Below are 17,369 nucleotides of genomic sequence, written 5' to 3' on the forward strand. Positions count from 1 at the left end.
TCCGTCAGATCAGGTCAGGACGTGCAGGACAGAGCGGATCAGAGAGAACCGGTCGGAATCTCGTTCAGATAGACGCGCGGCACGCGGCCGCCGATGCGGGTGACGATCTCGTACGCGATCGTGCCGGCCGCCTCCGCCCAGTCCTCGGCGCTCGGCTCGCCCCGGTCCCCCGGACCGAAGAGCACCGCGTCGCTGCCCACCTCGACGGTGTCCCCGTCGAGATCGACGACGAACTGGTCCATGGCCACCCCGCCCGCGACCCGCCGCCGGGCGCCGCCGACCAGGACCGGGCCGCGCCCGGAGGCGTGGCGCGGAATGCCGTCCGCGTAGCCGAGCGGGATCAGGCCGAGCGTCGTCTCGGCGGACGTCGTGTAGTGGTGCCCGTAGCCGATGCCGTGCCCGGCCGGCACCTGCTTGACCAGGGCGACCGACGCGGCGAGCGTCATCACGGGGCGCAGCCCGAAGTCGGCCGGGGTGCCCAGCTCCGGGCTGGGCGAGATGCCGTACATGGCGATGCCGGTCCGCACGAGGTCGAAGTGCGACTCGGGGATCGTCAGCGTCGCCGGGGAGTTGGCCATGTGCCGCACCTCGGGTTCGACGCCCGCCTTCTCCGCGTGCGCGACCATGTCGCGGTACACCGCCAGCTGGGCGGCGATCGACGGATGGCCGGGCTCGTCGGCGCAGGCGAAGTGGGACCAGAGGCCGGTTACCTTCACCGTGCCCTCGCCCTCGGCGGTGCGGGCGGCGGAGACCAGTTCGGGCCAGTCGGCGGGCTGGCAGCCGTTGCGCCCCAGTCCGGTGTCGGCCTTGAGCTGGATACGGGCCGGCCGTCCGGCCTCCCGGGCCGCGGCGACGACCTCGCGCAGCGCCCACATGCCGCTGACCGACACATCGATATCGGCCTCGATCGCCTCGCGCCACGGGCCGCCCGGTGTCCACAGCCAGCACATCACCCGGCCGCCGAGCCCGGCGGCGCGCAGGGCGAGCGCCTCGTGCGGGGTCGCGGTGCCGATCCAGGTCGCCCCGGCTTCGAGCGCGGCCCTGGCGCAGGGCACCGCCCCGTGCCCGTACGCATCGGATTTGACGACGCCCATGAGTTGCGCGCCGGCCGCGCGGGCGCGCAGCACACGGACGTTGGCGCGCAGTGCGGCAAGGTCGATCTCGGCTCGGGCTCTCAAGGACGCTGTCTCGTTCACGCGGCCAGTCTCTCAGAGGCGTACGCCAGGACCCTCAGGTGCCGGGTGCGGTCAGGGCCCTTCTTTCGGATCATGCCGGGCTCGCGGGGTCCGGCCCGATCCGGAAGTACGGCCCGGGGTGCGTCACCGGTGGCGGCAGCGGTCGCGAGGCCGCTGATGTCACCGATGTCGCAGCTCATGTTCCACGTGGTCGACGAGGACCGGGACATGGCTGTGCGGGACGTCCTTCACCGCTGTGACGAGGGTCACCGGCCCGCCCGCGCGGACCAGCTCGACCAGCTCCCGCACCGCCGCCGTGTGGGAGGGGTCGGCGAGTTCGGCGCGGTAGCGGTCCACGAAGTCGTCGTACCGGGTACCGCTGCGGTCCTCGTGGTACCAGGAGCGGAGTTCGTTCGACGGGGTGAGGTCCTTCAGCCACCGGTCGATCCGTGCCCGGTCCTTGGCGACGCCGCGGGGCCAGAGCCGGTCGACGAGGACGCGGGTCCCGTCACCGTCCTCCTGCGGGTCGTACACCCGGCGTACGCGTACGGAGTCGCTGCCCACAGTCGACCACTCCTCACCGGCTCTCCTGCGCGGTTCCGTGTCTGGTGCCCAGGATCTCTCAGGCCCGCACGTCACGCCACGCCGCGGGGAGCGCGTCCGCGACGTCCTGGGCGGAGACCGGGCCGCCGTCCGAGGCCTGGCGGGCGGCGAGGCCATGCAGGTAGGCGCCGGCGGAGGCGGCGTCGCGCGGGTCGAGACCCGCGGCCAGCAGGGAACCGGTCAGCCCGGAGAGGACGTCGCCGCTGCCCGCCGTGGCCAGCCACGATGTGCCGGTCGGGTTGACCCGTACGGGAGCGCGTCCGGTGCCGTCGGCGACCAGGGTCGTCGACCCCTTGAGCAGCACGGTGGAGCGGTAGCGGGCGGCGAGCTCCCGGACGGCGGCGAGCCGCTCCTCCTCGACCTCCTCGCGCGGGACGCCGAGCAGCGCGGCGGCCTCCCCGGCGTGCGGGGTGAGCACCGTCGGCGCGGTGCGCGACCGCACGACGGCGGCGTCGAGCAGCCGCAGCCCGTCCGCGTCGACAAGCACCGGAACCTCGGCGTCCAGCACATCGGCGACCGCCGAGACGGCGTCCGTACCGTCCCCGAGCCCGGGTCCGACGACCCACGCCTGCACCCGCCCCGCCTTCGACGGCGGGCCCGTGTGCACCAGGGTCTCCGGGTGCCGGGCGATCACGGCACCGGCGCCCGGACCGACGTACCGCACCGCGCCCGCACCGCCCCGCAGCGCCCCGCCGACGGCGAGCACCGCCGCGCCCGGATACCGCGCGGACCCGGCAACGATGCCGACGACACCACGCCGGTACTTGTCGCTCTCGCTGCCGGGAAGCGGCAGCAGCGCGGCGACATCGGCGTACTGCAGCGCCTCCAGATCGGGTACGCCGGGCAGCTCGTCGCCGAGCCCGATGTCGACGAGGTGCAGCGCACCCGCCAGGTCGGCGGCCGGGTCGATGAGCAGCCCCGGCTTGTACACACCGAAGGTGACCGTCGCATCGGCCCGCACGGCGTCGCCGAGCACCTCCCCGGTGTCCGCCTCGATGCCGCTGGGCAGGTCCACGGCGAGGATCGGCGCCCCGGTCGCCTCGTAGGCGCGCACCAGCGCGGCCGCGTCCGGGCGCAGCCCGCCGCGCCCGCCGATGCCGGTGATGCCGTCGACCACCAGATCGACGCGGCCGATCTGGTCCGTGCCCACCTGCGCCGCGTCCTGGGCCAGCCCGCCCGCCGCGCGGAGCGCCGCGACCCCGCCCTCGTGGGCGCGGCCCGGAGAGGTCAGCAGCGCGTGGACGCCCGCGCCGCGCCGGGCCAGCCGGGCGCCCGCGTACAGCGCGTCGCCGCCGTTGTCGCCGCTGCCGACGAGCAGCACGACCCGGGACCCGTACACGCGGCCATTGCGCCGCAGCAGATCGCCGCAGGCCACAGCGAGTCCCGCGGCGGCCCGCTGCATCAGGGCGCCCTCCGGCAACCGTGCCATCAGGGCACGCTCGGCGGCCCGTACGGTCTTCACGCTGTACGCAGTTCGCATACGGTCAACCTTCCGCGATCACCACGGCCGACGCCACCCCCGCGTCATGGCTCAGCGAGACGTGCCAGTGCCGTACGCCCCGCTCGGCGGCGCAGGCGGCGACGCTGCCACGGACCCGCAGCCGGGGCTGCCCGCTGTCCTCGACGTACACCTCGGCGTCCGTCCACAGCAGCCCGCCCGGCGCACCGAGCGCCTTCGCGACGGCTTCCTTGGCGGCGAACCTGGCGGCCAGCGACGCGATACCGCGCCGCTCACCGCTGGGCAGCAGCAACTCCCGCTCCAGGAAAAGCCGCTGAGCCAGATGCGGCGTACGCTCCAGCGCCGCGCCGAACCGTTCGATCTCCGCCACATCGATCCCGACCCCGATGATCACGCGCTCACTCACTCATTCTTCGACTCAGACCGACCAGCAATTGGGGGGCGGCGTCACGGGGCTGGGGCACGCACCTCGCGGCGTTGTCGTCCATCACCATGTTCCCCGAGCTCTCGGCTTCGCTCGAGCAGGGGAGGCCCCATTCGCCATGGCTCAATCCTCCGCCTTACGATGCCCCGCTCCTTCACCCACCCCCCAATTGCCGGCCGGTCTCACTCGACGGTCACGGACTTCGCCAGATTGCGCGGCTGGTCCACCTCATTGCCGCGGGCGGTGGCCAGTTCGCAGGCGAAGACCTGCAAGGGCACGGTCGCCACCAGCGGCTGAAGCAGCGTAGGCGCAGCGGGGATCGAGATCAGATGATCGGCGTACGGAACGACCGCCTCGTCGCCCTCCTCGGCAATGACGATGGTGCGGGCGCCGCGTGCCCGGATCTCCTGGATGTTCGACACGATCTTTTCGTGGAGCACCGAACGCCCGCGCGGCGACGGCACGACCACGACGACCGGCAGATCGTCCTCGATCAGCGCGATCGGCCCATGCTTGAGCTCGCCGGCGGCGAAGCCCTCGGCGTGCATGTAGGCGAGTTCCTTGAGCTTCAACGCCCCTTCGAGGGCGACCGGATAACCGACGTGGCGCCCCAGGAAGAGGACGGTGTTCTTGTGCGCGAGCGAACGGGCCAGCGCGCGCACCGGCTCCATGGTCTCCAGGACCCGTTCGACCTGCCCGGGTACCTCGGAGAGCTGCCGGACGACGGCCCGGATCTCGTCGCCCCACTTCGTACCGCGGGTCTGGCCGAGATACAGGGCGACGAGGTAGCAGGCGACGAGCTGCGTCAGGAACGCCTTGGTCGAGGCGACGGCGACCTCCGGCCCGGCGTGCGTGTACAGCACCGCGTCGGACTCACGCGGAATGGTCGACCCGTTCGTATTGCAGATGGCGAGGACCTTCGCGCCCTGCTCGCGGGCGTGCCGCAGCGCCATCAGCGTGTCCATCGTCTCGCCGGACTGGGAGATCGCGATGACGAGGGTGCGCTGGTCGAGGATCGGGTCGCGGTATCGGAACTCGCTGGCGAGCTCCGTCTCGCAGGGCAGCCTGGTCCAGTGCTCGATGGCGTACTTGGCGATCATCCCGGCGTGGTACGCGGTCCCGCAGGCCACGACGACCACCTTGTCGACCTCCCGGAGCACGCTCGGCGCGATGCGCACCTCGTCGAGGTGGAGCGAGCCCGAGCGGTCGATCCGCCCGAGGAGGGTGTCGGCCACGGCCTTCGGCTGCTCGGCGATCTCCTTGAGCATGAAGTAGTCGTAGCCGCCCTTCTCGGCGGCGGAGGCGTCCCAGTCCACGTGGTACTTACGGACCTCGGCGGGCTGCCCGTCGAAGTCGGTGACCGTGACGGACCCCCGGCGCAGCTCGACGACCTGATCCTGCCCCAGCTCGATCGCCGACCGGGTGTGCGCGATGAACGCGGCCACATCGGAGGCCAGGAACGCCTCCCCGTCCCCCACCCCGACCACGAGCGGTGAGTTCCGCCGGGCGCCCACCACCACATCCGGCTCATCGGCATGCACGGCGACCAGGGTGAACGCCCCTTCGAGCTGCCGGCAGACCTGTCGCATCGCCTCTGCCGGGTCACCGGTCGACGAGTACGCCTCGGCGAGCAGATGGGCGACGACCTCGGTGTCGGTCTCGGACGCCAGATCGTGCCCGCGCTCGGCGAGTTCGGCGCGCAGCCCGGCGAAGTTCTCGATGATTCCGTTGTGCACGACGGCGACGTGGCCCGCGTTGTCGAGATGCGGGTGGGCGTTGGCATCGGTGGGCCCGCCGTGGGTGGCCCACCGGGTGTGCCCGATCGCGGTGGTCCCGGCCGGAAGAGGCTGTTCGACCAGCGCCTTCTCCAGATTGACGAGCTTGCCGGCCTTCTTCATGGAGGCCAGCCCGCCGTCCGCGAGAACGGCGACACCCGCGGAGTCGTACCCGCGGTATTCGAGGCGCTTCAGCCCTGCGACGACAACATCAAGCGCGGACTGCCCACCGACGTACCCGACGATTCCACACATAACGATCCTTTCGCGGTCGCCCTCCCCTCGCTTGCATCGTCGCAGAAGGGGCGCGGGGCGGCCGGGATCATTCGTCGGCGGAGTCGCTCCGATCCGCTGCGAGCGGCAGCCCCGGATCCGCGTCGAATCGGCCGGGTTCACGTCCGTCCCGCAGTGGTCCACCACGTCCCGGGCCCTCGCGGGCACCACGCACGTACAAGACCGGGGAGGTCCTCACCAGTGAGACGCGGATCAGGGCCGCCGTCGTCGATGCCAAGGGCCAGAAGTCCTGACCGCAGGGTGGTACGAAACGGGCCGGTGTCCGCTACAGGGGTGCGGACACCGGCCAGCAGCCCTTCCACGTGACCGACCCCACCCCCCACTGCGTCAAAACTCCCGCAACAATGAACCCGTGATCACTTCGCCGCCACGGAGCACCCACCGACGCGCCGAGCACGCTTCGACGCCATACGTCGACCTGTCGCGCGCCGAGTGGAGCGCCCTGCGCGACAAGACGCCGCTGCCGCTGACCGCCGAGGAGGTGGAGCAGCTGCGCGGGCTGGGGGACGTCATCGACCTCGACGAGGTACGCGACGTCTACCTGCCGCTCTCCCGCCTCCTCAACCTCTACGTCCAGGCCACCTCCGGCCTGCGCGGCGCCCTGAACACCTTCCTCGGGGACGCGGGCAACGGCCATGGCGAGCAGCGGGGCACCCCATTCGTCATCGGGGTCGCCGGCAGTGTCGCCGTCGGCAAGTCGACCAGTGCCCGTATCCTCCAGGCGCTGCTCGCCCGCTGGCCCGAGCACCCCCGGGTGGAGCTCGTCACCACGGACGGGTTCCTGCTGCCGATGAAGGAGCTCCGGGCGCGCGGGCTGATGTCGCGCAAGGGGTTCCCCGAGTCGTACGACCGGCGCGCCCTGACCCGTTTCGTCGCCGACATCAAGGCCGGCAAGGACGAGGTGACGGCGCCCGTCTACTCGCACCTGATCTACGACATCGTGCCGGGCGAGCGGCTCACCGTACGCCGCCCCGACATCCTGATCGTCGAGGGCCTCAACGTGCTGCAGCCCGCGCTCCCCGGCAAGGACGGCCGCACCAGAGTCGGGCTCGCCGACTACTTCGACTTCAGTGTGTACGTGGACGCGCGGGCCGAGGACATCGAGACCTGGTACCTCAACCGCTTCCGCCAGCTGCGCGAGACGGCCTTCCAGAACCCGTTCTCGTACTTCCGCAAGTACACCCAGGTCTCCGAGGAGGAGGCCATGGAGTACGCCCGCACCATGTGGCGGACCATCAACAAGCCCAATCTGCTGGAAAATGTGGCACCCACACGCGGCCGTGCCACTCTGGTGCTGCGCAAGGGCCCGGACCACAAGGTCCAGCGTCTTTCGCTGCGCAAACTCTGAGTCCCCCGAGCCTCCCCGGGAGTATCCGCGTGCTGCATCTGCGCCTGATCGTCCCTCACGACCGCACGGACGAGGTGGTGCACGTCGTGCAGCACACCGTCGGCGCCACGCATCTGGTGCTCATGCCCGGTGTCGCCCTCGACCCCGCGGGCGATGTCGTGACGTGCGACGTGGCGCGCGAGGCGGGCGACGAGCTGATCGCCTCACTGCGCGAGCTCGGCATCGACGAGTCCGGCTCGATCAGCGTCGAGGAAACGGACCTGACGCTCTCCGCGCATGCCGACCGGGCCGAGGAGGAGGCGCCGGGCGAGGGCGCGGACGCGGTGCTGTGGGAGGAACTGGCGGAGGTGACCCACGAGGAGTCGACGTTCAGCGTCACCTACCTGGCGTTCCTCACGATCGCCACGATGCTCGCGGCCTGCGGTGTGATGCTGGACAACGCGATCCTGATCGTGGGCGCGATGGCGGTGGGCCCGGAGTTCGGGCCACTGGCCGGCATTTCCACGGCGCTGGTGCAGCGCGCCCCGCGGCTGGTGTGGCGGTCGCTGTGGGCGCTGGTCGGCGGGTTCGCCGTAGCGATGGTGCTGACGGCCGGGTTCGCCTGGATGATGAACGGCCTCGGGCTGTTCACGGAGGCGATGATCGAGGCGAAGCGGCCCAATACGGCGTTCATCTGGCAGCCGGACTGGATGTCGTTCGTGGTGGCGCTCCTGGCGGGTATCGGCGGGACGCTCTCCCTCACCTCGGCGAAGTCGGGGGCGCTGATCGGCGTCGCGATCTCGGTGACGACGGTGCCCGCGGCCGCCAATGCGGCGGTGGCCTTCAGCTACCAGGACCTTTCCCAGACGTGGGGTTCGGTGGGCCAGCTGATGGCGAACCTCGGCGGGATCGTGCTCGCGGGCACGCTGACACTGCTGGTCCAGAAGGCGCTGTGGACGATGCACCGCCGTCGGATCCGGGCTGCCTGACGCGACGGTCCGGGGCCCGCGACGGTCCTTCGGCTGTCGCCCGGCACCAACCGCACACGACGCCGCCCGGCGCCCCTCCAGGAGGAACACCGGGCGGCACCTCACCCTCGTACGGCGAAACCCTCGTACGGCGAAGGTCACCCCAGGGCGGACTTCACCACGTCGGCCAGCCGCCCGGCCACCGACCGCGCCTGCTCGATGTCGGCCGCCTCGACCATGACCCGCACCAGCGGCTCGGTGCCCGACTGACGCAGCAGTACGCGCCCGGTGTCGCCCAGCTCGCGCTCGGCCTCCTCGACCGCGGCGGCCAGCTCCGGGGAGGTGGAGACCCGGGACTTGTCGACGTCCCGGACGTTGACCAGGATCTGCGGGAGCCGCTGCATGACACCGGCCAGGTCGGCGAGCGTACGGCCGGTGGCGACGACCCGGGCCGCCAGCAGCAGGCCGGTCAGCGTTCCGTCACCGGTCGTGGCGTGGTCGAGGACGATGACATGGCCGGACTGCTCGCCGCCCAGCGCGTAGCCCTCCGCCTTCATCGACTCCAGTACGTACCGGTCGCCGACGGCGGTCTGGACGAGGTGGATGCCCTCCCGCTCCATGGCGATCTTGAAGCCGAGATTGGACATGACCGTGCCGACCACGGTGTCCTTGCGCAGCTGCCCGGCCTCGCGCATGGCGAGGGCCAGCACGGCCAGGATCTGGTCGCCGTCGATCTCCTCGCCCGAGGCGTCCACGGCGAGGCAGCGGTCGGCGTCGCCGTCGTGCGCGACGCCGAAGTCGGCGCCGTGCTCGACGACGGCGGCCTTCAGCAGGTCCAGGTGGGTGGAGCCGCAGCCGTCGTTGATGTTCAGGCCGTTCGGATCGGCCCCGATGGTGACGACCTCGGCGCCGGCCCGGGCGAATGCCTCGGGCGAGACCCGGGCGGCCGCGCCGTGCGCCTCGTCGAGGACGACCTTCAGCCCGTCGAGCCGGTTCGGCAGGACCGCGACGAGGTGGGCCACGTACCGGTCGAAGCCCTCGGTGTAATCGGTGACCCGGCCCACCCCGGCGCCCGTCGGACGCGCCCAGGGCTCACCGGTGCGGTGCTGCTCGTAGACCGTCTCGATCCGGTCCTCCAGCTCGTCGGCGAGCTTGTGACCGCCGCGGGCGAAGAACTTGACACCGTTGTCCGGCATGGCGTTGTGGCTGGCGGAGAGCATCACGCCGAGGTCGGCGCCCAGCACGCCGGTGAGGTACGCCACCGCGGGGGTGGGCAGCACACCGACCCGCAGGACGTCCACGCCCGCGCTCGCCAGACCGGCCACCACGGCAGCCTCCAGGAACTCTCCGGACGCACGTGGGTCGCGTCCCACCACGGCGGTCGGCCGATGCCCCTCAAAGGTGCCCGCCTCGGCAAGCACATGCGCCGCAGCGACCGAGAGACCGAGCGCGAGCTCGGCCGTCAGGTCCGCATTGGCGACACCGCGCACACCGTCCGTGCCGAAGAGTCGTCCCACTGGTGTCCTCCGAAGATGCTCCGAAACCGAACTGCAAAAACAAAACAAGTCATGACAGGCAGGCATGACCCAGAACGACGCAAGGCAACATGAAGAGCCATGCCGAGCACGGCGGGCCTATGAGCGTCTGATGCCGTTATACGCCCGAGGGTGCCAATAAACGAACGCCCCGGGGGCACAGGGAGTGCCTCCGGGGCGAACGTGTACAACAGGTGAGCAGGCGGGATTAGCGCTTGCTGTACTGCGGAGCCTTACGGGCCTTCTTGAGACCGGCCTTCTTGCGCTCGACCGCACGGTCGTCGCGGGAGAGGAAGCCGGCCTTCTTCAGCGGGGCGCGGTTGTTGTCCACGTCCGCCTCGTTCAGCGCACGGGCGACACCGAGGCGCAGGGCGCCGGCCTGACCCGAGACACCGCCACCCGAGATGCGGGCGATGACGTCGTAGCGGTTGTCGAGCTCGAGCACCTTGAAGGGCTCGTTGACTTCCTGCTGGTGCACCTTGTTGGGGAAGTAGTCCTCAAGGGTGCGACCGTTGATCTTCCACTTGCCGGTGCCCGGAACGATCCGGACGCGGGCAATGGCGTTCTTGCGACGGCCAAGGCCGGCGGCAGGCTGCGGCTCGCCGAAGCGGGACGCCAGCGACTCGCTGGTGTACTCGCCCTCGACGGGAACCTCGGATTCGAAGGTGGTCACCTCGGCGAAGACCTCTTCGCCCTCGGTGCCCTCGATGGGGTTCTCAACAGTGGTCTCGGCCACGATTCTCCTCAGATCTTTCTTTACGTCTTAGGGGGAGGCCGGAACTACTGCGCGACCTGGGTGATCTCGAACGGGACCGGCTGCTGCGCAGCGTGCGGGTGCTGGTCGCCCGCGTAGACCTTGAGCTTCGAGAGCATCTGACGGCCCAGGGTGTTCTTGGGGATCATGCCCTTGATGGCCTTCTCGACAGCCTTCTCCGGGTTCTTGGAGAGGAGCTCGTCATAACGCACGGAGCGCAGACCACCCGGGAACCCGGAGTGGCGGTACGCCATCTTCTGGGTCTTCTTGTTGCCGGAGAGGTGAACCTTCTCGGCGTTGATGATGATGACGAAGTCGCCCATGTCCATGTGGGGGGCGTAAATCGCCTTGTGCTTGCCTCGGAGGAGGTTCGCAGCCGTGGTGGCCAGACGACCCAGGACGATGTCCTGCGCGTCAATGATGTGCCACTGGCGCGTCACATCGCCGGGCTTGGGGCTGTACGTACGCACGGTCGTAGCCTTCGCTTCTTCAGTGAGTGAGTCCTGACAAGGCCACCCGGACGATCGAACCAGCCCTGGCGGCGCTACGGGGACGCAACCCGAGTGCCTGCCGCTGGTCATCGGCCCGGTGGACCGGCGTAAGGGCCCCTCGCGTGAGAACGACCAAGCCAATACGCATAACAAACCAGAAGAATACCGTCGCTCCCCCGCGCGGGTCAAAACGCGCCGCAGGCCCCGCCTGTCAGGGCGCCGATCGGTGTCCGGACAGGCGCCGGATCCAGCTCCTCCGGGCCGCCGAAACCCGCCCCTCCGGGCGCCGAATCCAGCCCCTCCGGCGTTCGAGGAGCGGGGGCCCGGGGGCGGAGCCCCCCCCCCCGCAACACACCCGCCCCTTCACCCCCTTACCGCACGCGCTCCACCCGCCGCTCGTCCCACACCGGCTCCGCCGTCTCCCGCACCACCCCGTCCGACCCGAACACCAGGTACCGGTCGAAGGACTTCGCGAACCACCGGTCGTGCGTGACGGCCATCACGGTCCCGTCGTACACCTCGAGCCCGTCCTGCAGCGCCTCCGCCGACTCCAGGTCCAGGTTGTCCGTCGGCTCGTCCAGCAGCAGCGCCGTGGTTCCCGCCAGCTCCAGCAGCAGGATCTGGAACCGTGCCTGCTGCCCGCCTGACAGCTTCTCGAAGGGCTGGTCGCCCTGCCGCTCCAGTTCGTACCGGCGCAGTACGGACATTGCCCCGCCCCGGTCCTTCGCGTGCTCCGTCCACAGGATCTCGACGAGCGTGTGCCCCATCAGCTCCGGATGGGCGTGCGTCTGCGCGAAATGCCCGGGCACGACACGCGCACCGAGCTTCCACTCCCCCGTGTGCGCGACCGGTTCCCCGGCCAGCAGCCGCAGGAAGTGCGACTTGCCCGAGCCGTTCGAGCCGAGGACGGCCACCCGTTCCCCGTAGTAGATCTCCAGGTCGAACGGCTTCATCAGCCCGGTCAGCTCCAGCCCCTTGCAGGTCACCACCCGCACCCCGGTCCGGCCACCGCGCAGCCGCATCTTGATGTCCTGCTCGCGCGGCGGCTCCGGCGGGGGCCCGGCCTCCTCGAACTTCCGCAGCCGGGTCTGCGCCGCCTGGTAGCGCGAGGCCAGCTCGTGGCTGATGGACGCCGCCTGCCGGAGGCTGAGCACCAGCTTCTTCAGCTGGGCGTGCTTCTCGTCCCAGCGCCGCTTCAGCTCCTCGAACCGGGCGAACCGGTCCTTGCGGGCCTCGTGGTACGTGTCGAAACCGCCGCCGTGCACCCACACGTCGCTGCCCGCCGGGCCGGGCTCCACGCTGACGATCTTCTCCGCGGCCCGGGACAGCAGTTCCCGGTCGTGCGAGACGAACAGCACCGTCTTCCGCGTCTCCTTGAGCTTCCCCTCCAGCCACCGCTTGCCGGGGACGTCGAGATAGTTGTCCGGCTCGTCGAGCAGCAGCACCTCGTCGGGCCCGCGCAGCAGCGCTTCGAGCACGAGCCGCTTCTGCTCACCACCACTGAGCGTGCGGACCTCGCGCCACTGCGCCTTCTCGTACGGGACACCGAGCGCGGCCATGGTGCACATGTCCCAGACGGTCTCGGCCTCGTACCCGCGGGCCTCCGCCCAGTCGCTGAGAGCCTGCGCGTACGTCATCTGCGCGGCCTCGTCGTCGACGGTGAGGATCAGCTCCTCGGCCTTGTCGACGGCCTGCGCCGCCTCCCGGATGCGCGGCTGGGCGACGGAGACGAGGATGTCCCGGACCGTACGGTCGTCCCGCACCGAGCCCACGAACTGCGGCATCACCCCGAGTCCGCCGCTCACCGACACCGTGCCGCCGTGCGGCTGGATCTCCCCGGACAGCAGCCGCAGCAGCGTCGTCTTCCCGGCGCCGTTCGCCCCCACGAGGGCGACGACGGCCCCGTCCGCGACCCGGAACGAAGCATCGCCGAGCAGCACCCGTCCGTCCGGTAGGTAGTACTCAAGATGGCCTGCTTCAAGATGTCCCATGCACAGCATTGTCACGGTCCGCGAAGCCCTGACCCAACCGATTTACGCCTCCTCTAGGATTCGCCGCATGAGCTTTGGGCAAGGGGGGCCCTCCTGGGGGCCCGGAGGCAATCACACTCCGGACTGGGCAGCGCTGGCCGATGAATCCGCCGCGCGGAGCCGTCGCAAGAAATGGCTGATGATCGGCGGCGGCGCCCTCGCCACCGCCGCGACAGCGGCGATCGTCGCCACAGCCGTCATCTCGGCCAGCAACAACGGCGGCTCCACCGGCTCGGGCAAGAACGCGAGCCAGTTGCCGGGACCCGCCGATCTGCCGGCCGACTCGGCGGAGCCCGAGCCGTCCTTCTCCACGGTGGCGCCTCCGCCCCCGCCGGACCCGAAGGACTACATATCCGATGTGAAGAAGGACAGGGCGCCGATCTCCATCGACTCCTTCTACCCCGGCAGGAAGCTGGCGATGGGCGACCGCGTCTACGCCAAGGACGCCACGCACCGCACGACGAACTGCGCCGCGACCACCCAGGGCGCGCTCGGCCCGATCCTCACGAACAACGGCTGCGACCAGGTCATCCGCGCCACGTACAGCAGGGCGGGGGTCGCCGTCACCGTCGGCGTCGCGGTCTTCGAGACGGAGGCGCAGGCCAAGAAGGCGGCGCAGCAGGCGTCCGGCGGTCTCGCGTCGCTGAGCGGCGCGGGCGTGCCGACGTTCTGCCGCGGCGGTTCCATCTGCCGCCGCACCGCCAACTCGTACGGCCGCTACGCCTACTTCACCATCGGGGGCTTCACGAACGGTAAGAACGTAACCAAGGCCGACAAGAACGTATTCGCGGTCGGCGACGACCTGACGAACTTCACGTTCCGTCAGATCCGCCACCGCGGCGAGGTCCAGGCCTCGGCGGCGGCGACCGCGCCCACCAGCTGACACGGCCCCAGGAATCGGTGGCGGCCGCCGCGGGCTTCGCCGACCAGCCACGCCTCACCAGGACGGCCCGCCCCCTCATCGGCCGCACCCCGGCCCCACTCGGGCGCGTTGCCGCACCGGAACGTCACCGAGAGGCCGAGGAACGGCGGCGACGCGCGCCTCGAGACGGTCCGGAGGCTGCGGACGGCACCGCGCCTCAGCAGCAGCCGCCCCCAGGCAGCGTCCGCATGTTGCGTGCCGCCTTGTTGCGCGCGGCGAGCAACTCGTCGACCGGGTAGGCGACTTCCTCCAGCGTCAGCCCGTGCGGCCGCACCACGTGCACCCCCGGGTCCCGCACCCCCGCCGCCAGCACCTGGGCCGGCCACGGGTCGGGGCGGCGTCCGTCCCCCACGAACAGCATGGCGCCGACCAGGGCGCGCACCATGTTGTGGCAGAAGGCATCGGCCCGCACGGTCCCCGTGATGACTCCGGACGCCTCGTCCCGTACCCAACTCAGCTTCTGCAGCGTACGGATGGTCGTCGCACCCTCGCGCTTCCTGCAGTACGCGGCGAAATCGTGCTCCCCGACCATCCTGGCCGCAGCCGCGTTCATCGCGTCCACGTCCAACGGGCGGTCGTGCCAGAGCACATGACCGCGAGTCAGGGGATCCGCACCGCCGGCCCGGTCCGAGATCCGGTACGCGTACCGCCGCCACAGCGCCGAGAAACGCGCGTTGAACCCCGCCGGAGCCTCGGCCACCCGCCAGATCCGTACATCGGGGGCCATCCGGCCGGCCATCCGACGCAGCAGCAACGCACCGTGCTCGGCCCACACCCCGTCCGGCAGATCGACATGCGCGACCTGACCTCGGGCATGCACCCCGGCATCGGTGCGCCCGGCGACCGTCAGGTCGTACGTCCGCTCGGACCGCGTCACGGTACGCAGCGCGTCCTCGATCTCCCCCTGCACCGTGCGCCGCGCCGTCTGCTTCGCCCAGCCGGAGAAGTCCTTGCCGTCGTAGGCCAGGTCCAGCCGCACCCGTACAAAACCGGGCTCTACTTCGTCACTCACCCAACGATCCTCTCAAGCCTGAACATACGGAACGGGCCCGCACCGCCCCGAAGGGTGATGCGAGCCCGTCCAGTGGTCTCAGAACGCTCAGGCGTCCTTGGCTTCCACATCAGCCGCTTCCGCGGCGGGCGCGTCGGCCTCGGCCGGCTTGGCGTCCTCGACGACCTCGGCGGACTCGTCCTTCTTGAGGGAGTCCTCCTTGACCGCACGCTTCGTCGCGGCCTCGGCCTCACCGGTGGCCTGCTGCGCCACGGTCAGCGCCTCGACCAGCTCGATGACGGCCATCGGGGCGTTGTCGCCACGACGGTTGCCGATCTTGGTGATGCGCGTGTAACCACCGGGGCGGTTCTCGTAGCGCGGGGCGATCTCGGTGAAGAGCGTGTGCACGATGCTCTTGTCCGTGATCGTCTGCAGAACGAGGCGACGGTTGTGGATGTCGCCCTTCTTCGCCTTGGTGATCAGACGCTCGGCGACCGGACGCAGGCGGCGGGCCTTGGCCTCGGTCGTCGTGATGCGGCCGTGCTCGAACAGCGACTTCGCGAGGTTCGCGAGAAGCAGACGCTCGTGCGCGGCGCTGCCGCCCAGACGGGCACCCTTTGCGGGACGCGGCATGGTGTTTCTCCTTGTGTGCTGCACCGGCCGTATCAGGTACCGGTGTCAGTTCCCGTGAAGCGGTCGCTCCACGGAAGTTCATGGGCCATCCGGACACCATCCCGGCCGATGAGGTCAGTCATCGGCCGAAATCAAGCCCGTCCGGCAATTGAGGACAAAGCCCTCACCCGGTCCGGGGCGCCCGGAAACCCAGGCACCCCGGCCGGAGGCGTACTAGTACTGCTCGGTCTCGACGAAGCCCGCGTCCGCGTCGTCGTCGGCGCCGAAGGCGTCGGCGGCAGCGGTCGGGTCGAATCCGGGCGGGCTGTCCTTGAGCGCCAGGCCCATACCGGCCAGCTTCGCCTTGACCTCGTCGATCGACTTCGCACCGAAGTTGCGAATGTCGAGCAGGTCGGCCTCCGAGCGCGCCACGAGCTCACCCACGGAGTGGATGCCCTCACGCTTGAGGCAGTTGTACGAGCGGACCGTGAGCTCCAGCTCCTCGATCGGCAGCGCCAGATCGGCAGCGAGCGCGGCGTCCGTCGGCGACGGGCCCATGTCGATGCCCTCGGCGTCGATGTTGAGCTCGCGGGCCAGACCGAACAGCTCGACCAGAGTCTTACCGGCCGACGCCATGGCGTCCCGGGGACGCATGGCCTGCTTGGTCTCGACGTCGACAATCAGCTTGTCGAAGTCGGTGCGCTGCTCGACACGGGTCGCCTCGACCTTGTACGTGACCTTGAGCACCGGCGAGTAGATGGAGTCGACCGGGATACGGCCGATCTCCTGGCCCGCCTGCTTGTTCTGGACGGCGGAGACGTAGCCGCGACCGCGCTCGACGGTCAGCTCCATCTCCAGCTTGCCCTTGCCGTTCAGCGTGGCGAGGACCAGGTCCGGGTTGTGGACCTCGACACCGGCCGGCGGGGCGATGTCAGCAGCGGTGACCAGGCCGGGACCCTGCTTGCGCAGGTACATCACGACCGGCTCGTCGTGCTCCGAGGAGACGACCAGCTGCTTGATGTTGAGGATGAGGTCGGTGACGTCCTCCTTGACGCCCGGCACGGTGGTGAACTCGTGCAGGACACCGTCGATCCGGATGCTGGTGACAGCAGCGCCGGGGATCGAGGAGAGGAGCGTGCGGCGGAGAGAGTTACCGAGGGTGTAACCGAAGCCCGGCTCCAGCGGCTCGATCACGAACCGGGAGCGGAACTCGTCGACGACCTCTTCGGTCAGCGACGGACGCTGAGCGATAAGCATGCTGTGGTCCTTCAGTCGTGGGCGCCCACTATTTGACGCCCCCAGATACTGACAAGGGTACGGGCGGCACGGCCCGAAAGAGCCGTACCGCCCGGACCCGCGAGCTCTCCTACTTGGAGTAGAGCTCGACGATCAGCTGCTCCTGCACCTGGGTGTCGATCACCTGGCGCTCGGGCAGGGAGTGCACGAGGATCCGCAGCGTCGACGGCACGGCTTCGAGCCATGCCGGGACGGTGCGCTCGCCGGCCTCGGCCTGGGCCACCTGGAAGGGGGTCAGGGCCTTCGACTTCTTGCGGACCTCGATGACGTCGTTCACGGCGACGCGGGCCGACGGAATGTCGGTCTTCGTGCCGTTCACGGCGATGTGTCCGTGACGCACCAGCTGACGGGCGTGGTCGCGGGACTTGGCAAAGCCGGCCCGGTAGACCACGTTGTCGAGGCGGGTCTCAAGGATGCGCAGAAGGTTCTCACCGGTCTTGCCGGTCTTCTGGTTCGCTTCCTTGTAGTAGTTCACGAACTGCTTCTCAAGGACACCGTAGATCCGCGAGCACTTCTGCTTCTCACGAAGCTGAAGAAGGTACTCGCTGTCCTTGGTGCGCCCGCGTCCGTGCTCACCCGGGGGGTAAGGACGGATCTCGATCGGGCACTTCGCGCTCTCGCACTTGCTGCCCTTAAGGAACAGCTTCTGCTTCTCCCGACGGCAACGCTTGCAGTCGGCCCCGGTGTATCGCGCCATTTTCCAGTTGTCTCCG

16 protein-coding genes are annotated in these 17,369 nt (G+C 70.1%); 3 read left to right on the plus strand and 13 right to left on the minus strand.

Annotated features, from left to right (window positions below; genetic code table 11):
* Positions 1-38 precede the first annotated feature (38 nt).
* The 5 genes from alr to glmS form a co-directional block, all read right to left on the minus strand.
* A complete protein-coding gene (alr, locus tag OH809_RS17510; RefSeq protein ID WP_406515307.1) occupies positions 39-1,196 on the minus strand; it encodes an alanine racemase in 1,158 nt (385 codons plus the stop codon).
* A 159-nt stretch (positions 1,197-1,355) separates the two neighbouring features.
* Complete coding sequence (locus tag OH809_RS17515) at positions 1,356-1,739, minus strand: DUF488 domain-containing protein (protein ID WP_398951082.1); 384 nt, start codon at positions 1,737-1,739, stop codon at positions 1,356-1,358.
* 58 nt (positions 1,740-1,797) lie between these two features.
* Positions 1,798-3,258, minus strand: a complete 1,461-nt coding sequence (locus OH809_RS17520; protein WP_406421502.1) for an NAD(P)H-hydrate dehydratase — start codon at positions 3,256-3,258, stop codon at positions 1,798-1,800.
* A gap of 4 nt (positions 3,259-3,262) precedes the next feature.
* Positions 3,263-3,631 carry a holo-ACP synthase gene (locus OH809_RS17525; RefSeq protein ID WP_406421501.1) on the minus strand — a complete coding sequence of 123 codons (369 nt, stop codon included), beginning with the start codon at positions 3,629-3,631 and terminating at the stop codon, positions 3,263-3,265.
* 212 nt (positions 3,632-3,843) lie between these two features.
* Positions 3,844-5,691 (minus strand): glutamine--fructose-6-phosphate transaminase (isomerizing), encoded by a 1,848-nt coding sequence (gene glmS, locus OH809_RS17530; RefSeq protein ID WP_406515308.1) that lies wholly within the window; start codon positions 5,689-5,691, stop codon positions 3,844-3,846.
* A 391-nt stretch (positions 5,692-6,082) separates the two neighbouring features.
* Here glmS and coaA point away from each other — a divergent pair, with 391 nt between their 5' ends.
* On the plus strand, positions 6,083-7,078 hold the full coding sequence (gene coaA / locus OH809_RS17535; protein ID WP_406421499.1) for a type I pantothenate kinase: 996 nt from the start codon (positions 6,083-6,085) through the stop codon (positions 7,076-7,078).
* Between the two features lie 29 nt (positions 7,079-7,107).
* Positions 7,108-8,046, plus strand: coding sequence for a DUF389 domain-containing protein (locus OH809_RS17540; protein WP_406421498.1), 939 nt, complete (start codon positions 7,108-7,110; stop codon positions 8,044-8,046).
* 137 nt (positions 8,047-8,183) lie between these two features.
* Here OH809_RS17540 and glmM read toward each other — a convergent pair whose 3' ends face one another.
* From glmM to OH809_RS17560, 4 genes are all read right to left on the minus strand, one after another.
* Complete coding sequence (glmM, locus tag OH809_RS17545) at positions 8,184-9,542, minus strand: phosphoglucosamine mutase (protein ID WP_406421497.1); 1,359 nt, start codon at positions 9,540-9,542, stop codon at positions 8,184-8,186.
* A 226-nt stretch (positions 9,543-9,768) separates the two neighbouring features.
* Complete coding sequence (rpsI, locus tag OH809_RS17550; protein WP_037688031.1) at positions 9,769-10,296, minus strand: 30S ribosomal protein S9; 528 nt, start codon at positions 10,294-10,296, stop codon at positions 9,769-9,771.
* Between the two features lie 44 nt (positions 10,297-10,340).
* On the minus strand, positions 10,341-10,784 hold the full coding sequence (gene rplM, locus OH809_RS17555; RefSeq protein ID WP_037688030.1) for a 50S ribosomal protein L13: 444 nt from the start codon (positions 10,782-10,784) through the stop codon (positions 10,341-10,343).
* A 392-nt stretch (positions 10,785-11,176) separates the two neighbouring features.
* Positions 11,177-12,805: an ABC-F family ATP-binding cassette domain-containing protein gene (locus OH809_RS17560; protein WP_406421496.1), complete on the minus strand. Its 1,629-nt coding sequence runs from the start codon at positions 12,803-12,805 to the stop codon at positions 11,177-11,179.
* A 58-nt stretch (positions 12,806-12,863) separates the two neighbouring features.
* On the opposite strand from OH809_RS17560, the gene OH809_RS17565 reads away from it, so the two are divergent.
* Positions 12,864-13,718 carry a hypothetical protein gene (locus OH809_RS17565; protein WP_406515309.1) on the plus strand — a complete coding sequence of 285 codons (855 nt, stop codon included), beginning with the start codon at positions 12,864-12,866 and terminating at the stop codon, positions 13,716-13,718.
* Positions 13,719-13,914: 196 nt separating this feature from the next.
* Here OH809_RS17565 and truA read toward each other — a convergent pair whose 3' ends face one another.
* The 4 genes from truA to rpsD all read right to left on the minus strand — a co-directional run bounded on the left by truA (position 13,915) and on the right by rpsD (position 17,353).
* Positions 13,915-14,769, minus strand: a complete 855-nt coding sequence (gene truA / locus OH809_RS17570; protein ID WP_406421494.1) for a tRNA pseudouridine(38-40) synthase TruA — start codon at positions 14,767-14,769, stop codon at positions 13,915-13,917.
* 87 nt (positions 14,770-14,856) lie between these two features.
* Entirely contained in the window at positions 14,857-15,381 is a 525-nt protein-coding gene (gene rplQ / locus OH809_RS17575; RefSeq protein ID WP_359106604.1) for a 50S ribosomal protein L17, read from the minus strand.
* 213 nt (positions 15,382-15,594) lie between these two features.
* Positions 15,595-16,617 carry a DNA-directed RNA polymerase subunit alpha gene (locus tag OH809_RS17580; protein ID WP_024755423.1) on the minus strand — a complete coding sequence of 341 codons (1,023 nt, stop codon included), beginning with the start codon at positions 16,615-16,617 and terminating at the stop codon, positions 15,595-15,597.
* Between the two features lie 109 nt (positions 16,618-16,726).
* On the minus strand, positions 16,727-17,353 hold the full coding sequence (gene rpsD / locus OH809_RS17585) for a 30S ribosomal protein S4 (protein WP_345514969.1): 627 nt from the start codon (positions 17,351-17,353) through the stop codon (positions 16,727-16,729).
* Between the last annotated feature and the right edge of the window lie 16 nt (positions 17,354-17,369).

Source organism: Streptomyces sp. NBC_00873, from assembly GCF_045207415.1.
GTDB lineage: Bacteria > Actinomycetota > Actinomycetes > Streptomycetales > Streptomycetaceae > Streptomyces.

What these genes read in the sequence shown, in the direction of transcription:
- OH809_RS17560 (WP_406421496.1), bottom strand. Translation starts at nt 12,805, where the DNA reads ATGCTGTGCATGGGACATCTTGAAGCAGGCCATCTTGAGTACTACCTA.
- OH809_RS17565 (WP_406515309.1), top strand. Translation starts at nt 12,864, where the DNA reads ATGAGCTTTGGGCAAGGGGGGCCCTCCTGGGGGCCCGGAGGCAATCAC.
- rplQ (WP_359106604.1), bottom strand. Translation starts at nt 15,381, where the DNA reads ATGCCGCGTCCCGCAAAGGGTGCCCGTCTGGGCGGCAGCGCCGCGCAC.
- OH809_RS17520 (WP_406421502.1), bottom strand. Translation starts at nt 3,258, where the DNA reads ATGCGAACTGCGTACAGCGTGAAGACCGTACGGGCCGCCGAGCGTGCC.
- rpsD (WP_345514969.1), bottom strand. Translation starts at nt 17,353, where the DNA reads ATGGCGCGATACACCGGGGCCGACTGCAAGCGTTGCCGTCGGGAGAAG.
- glmS (WP_406515308.1), bottom strand. Translation starts at nt 5,691, where the DNA reads ATGTGTGGAATCGTCGGGTACGTCGGTGGGCAGTCCGCGCTTGATGTT.
- OH809_RS17580 (WP_024755423.1), bottom strand. Translation starts at nt 16,617, where the DNA reads ATGCTTATCGCTCAGCGTCCGTCGCTGACCGAAGAGGTCGTCGACGAG.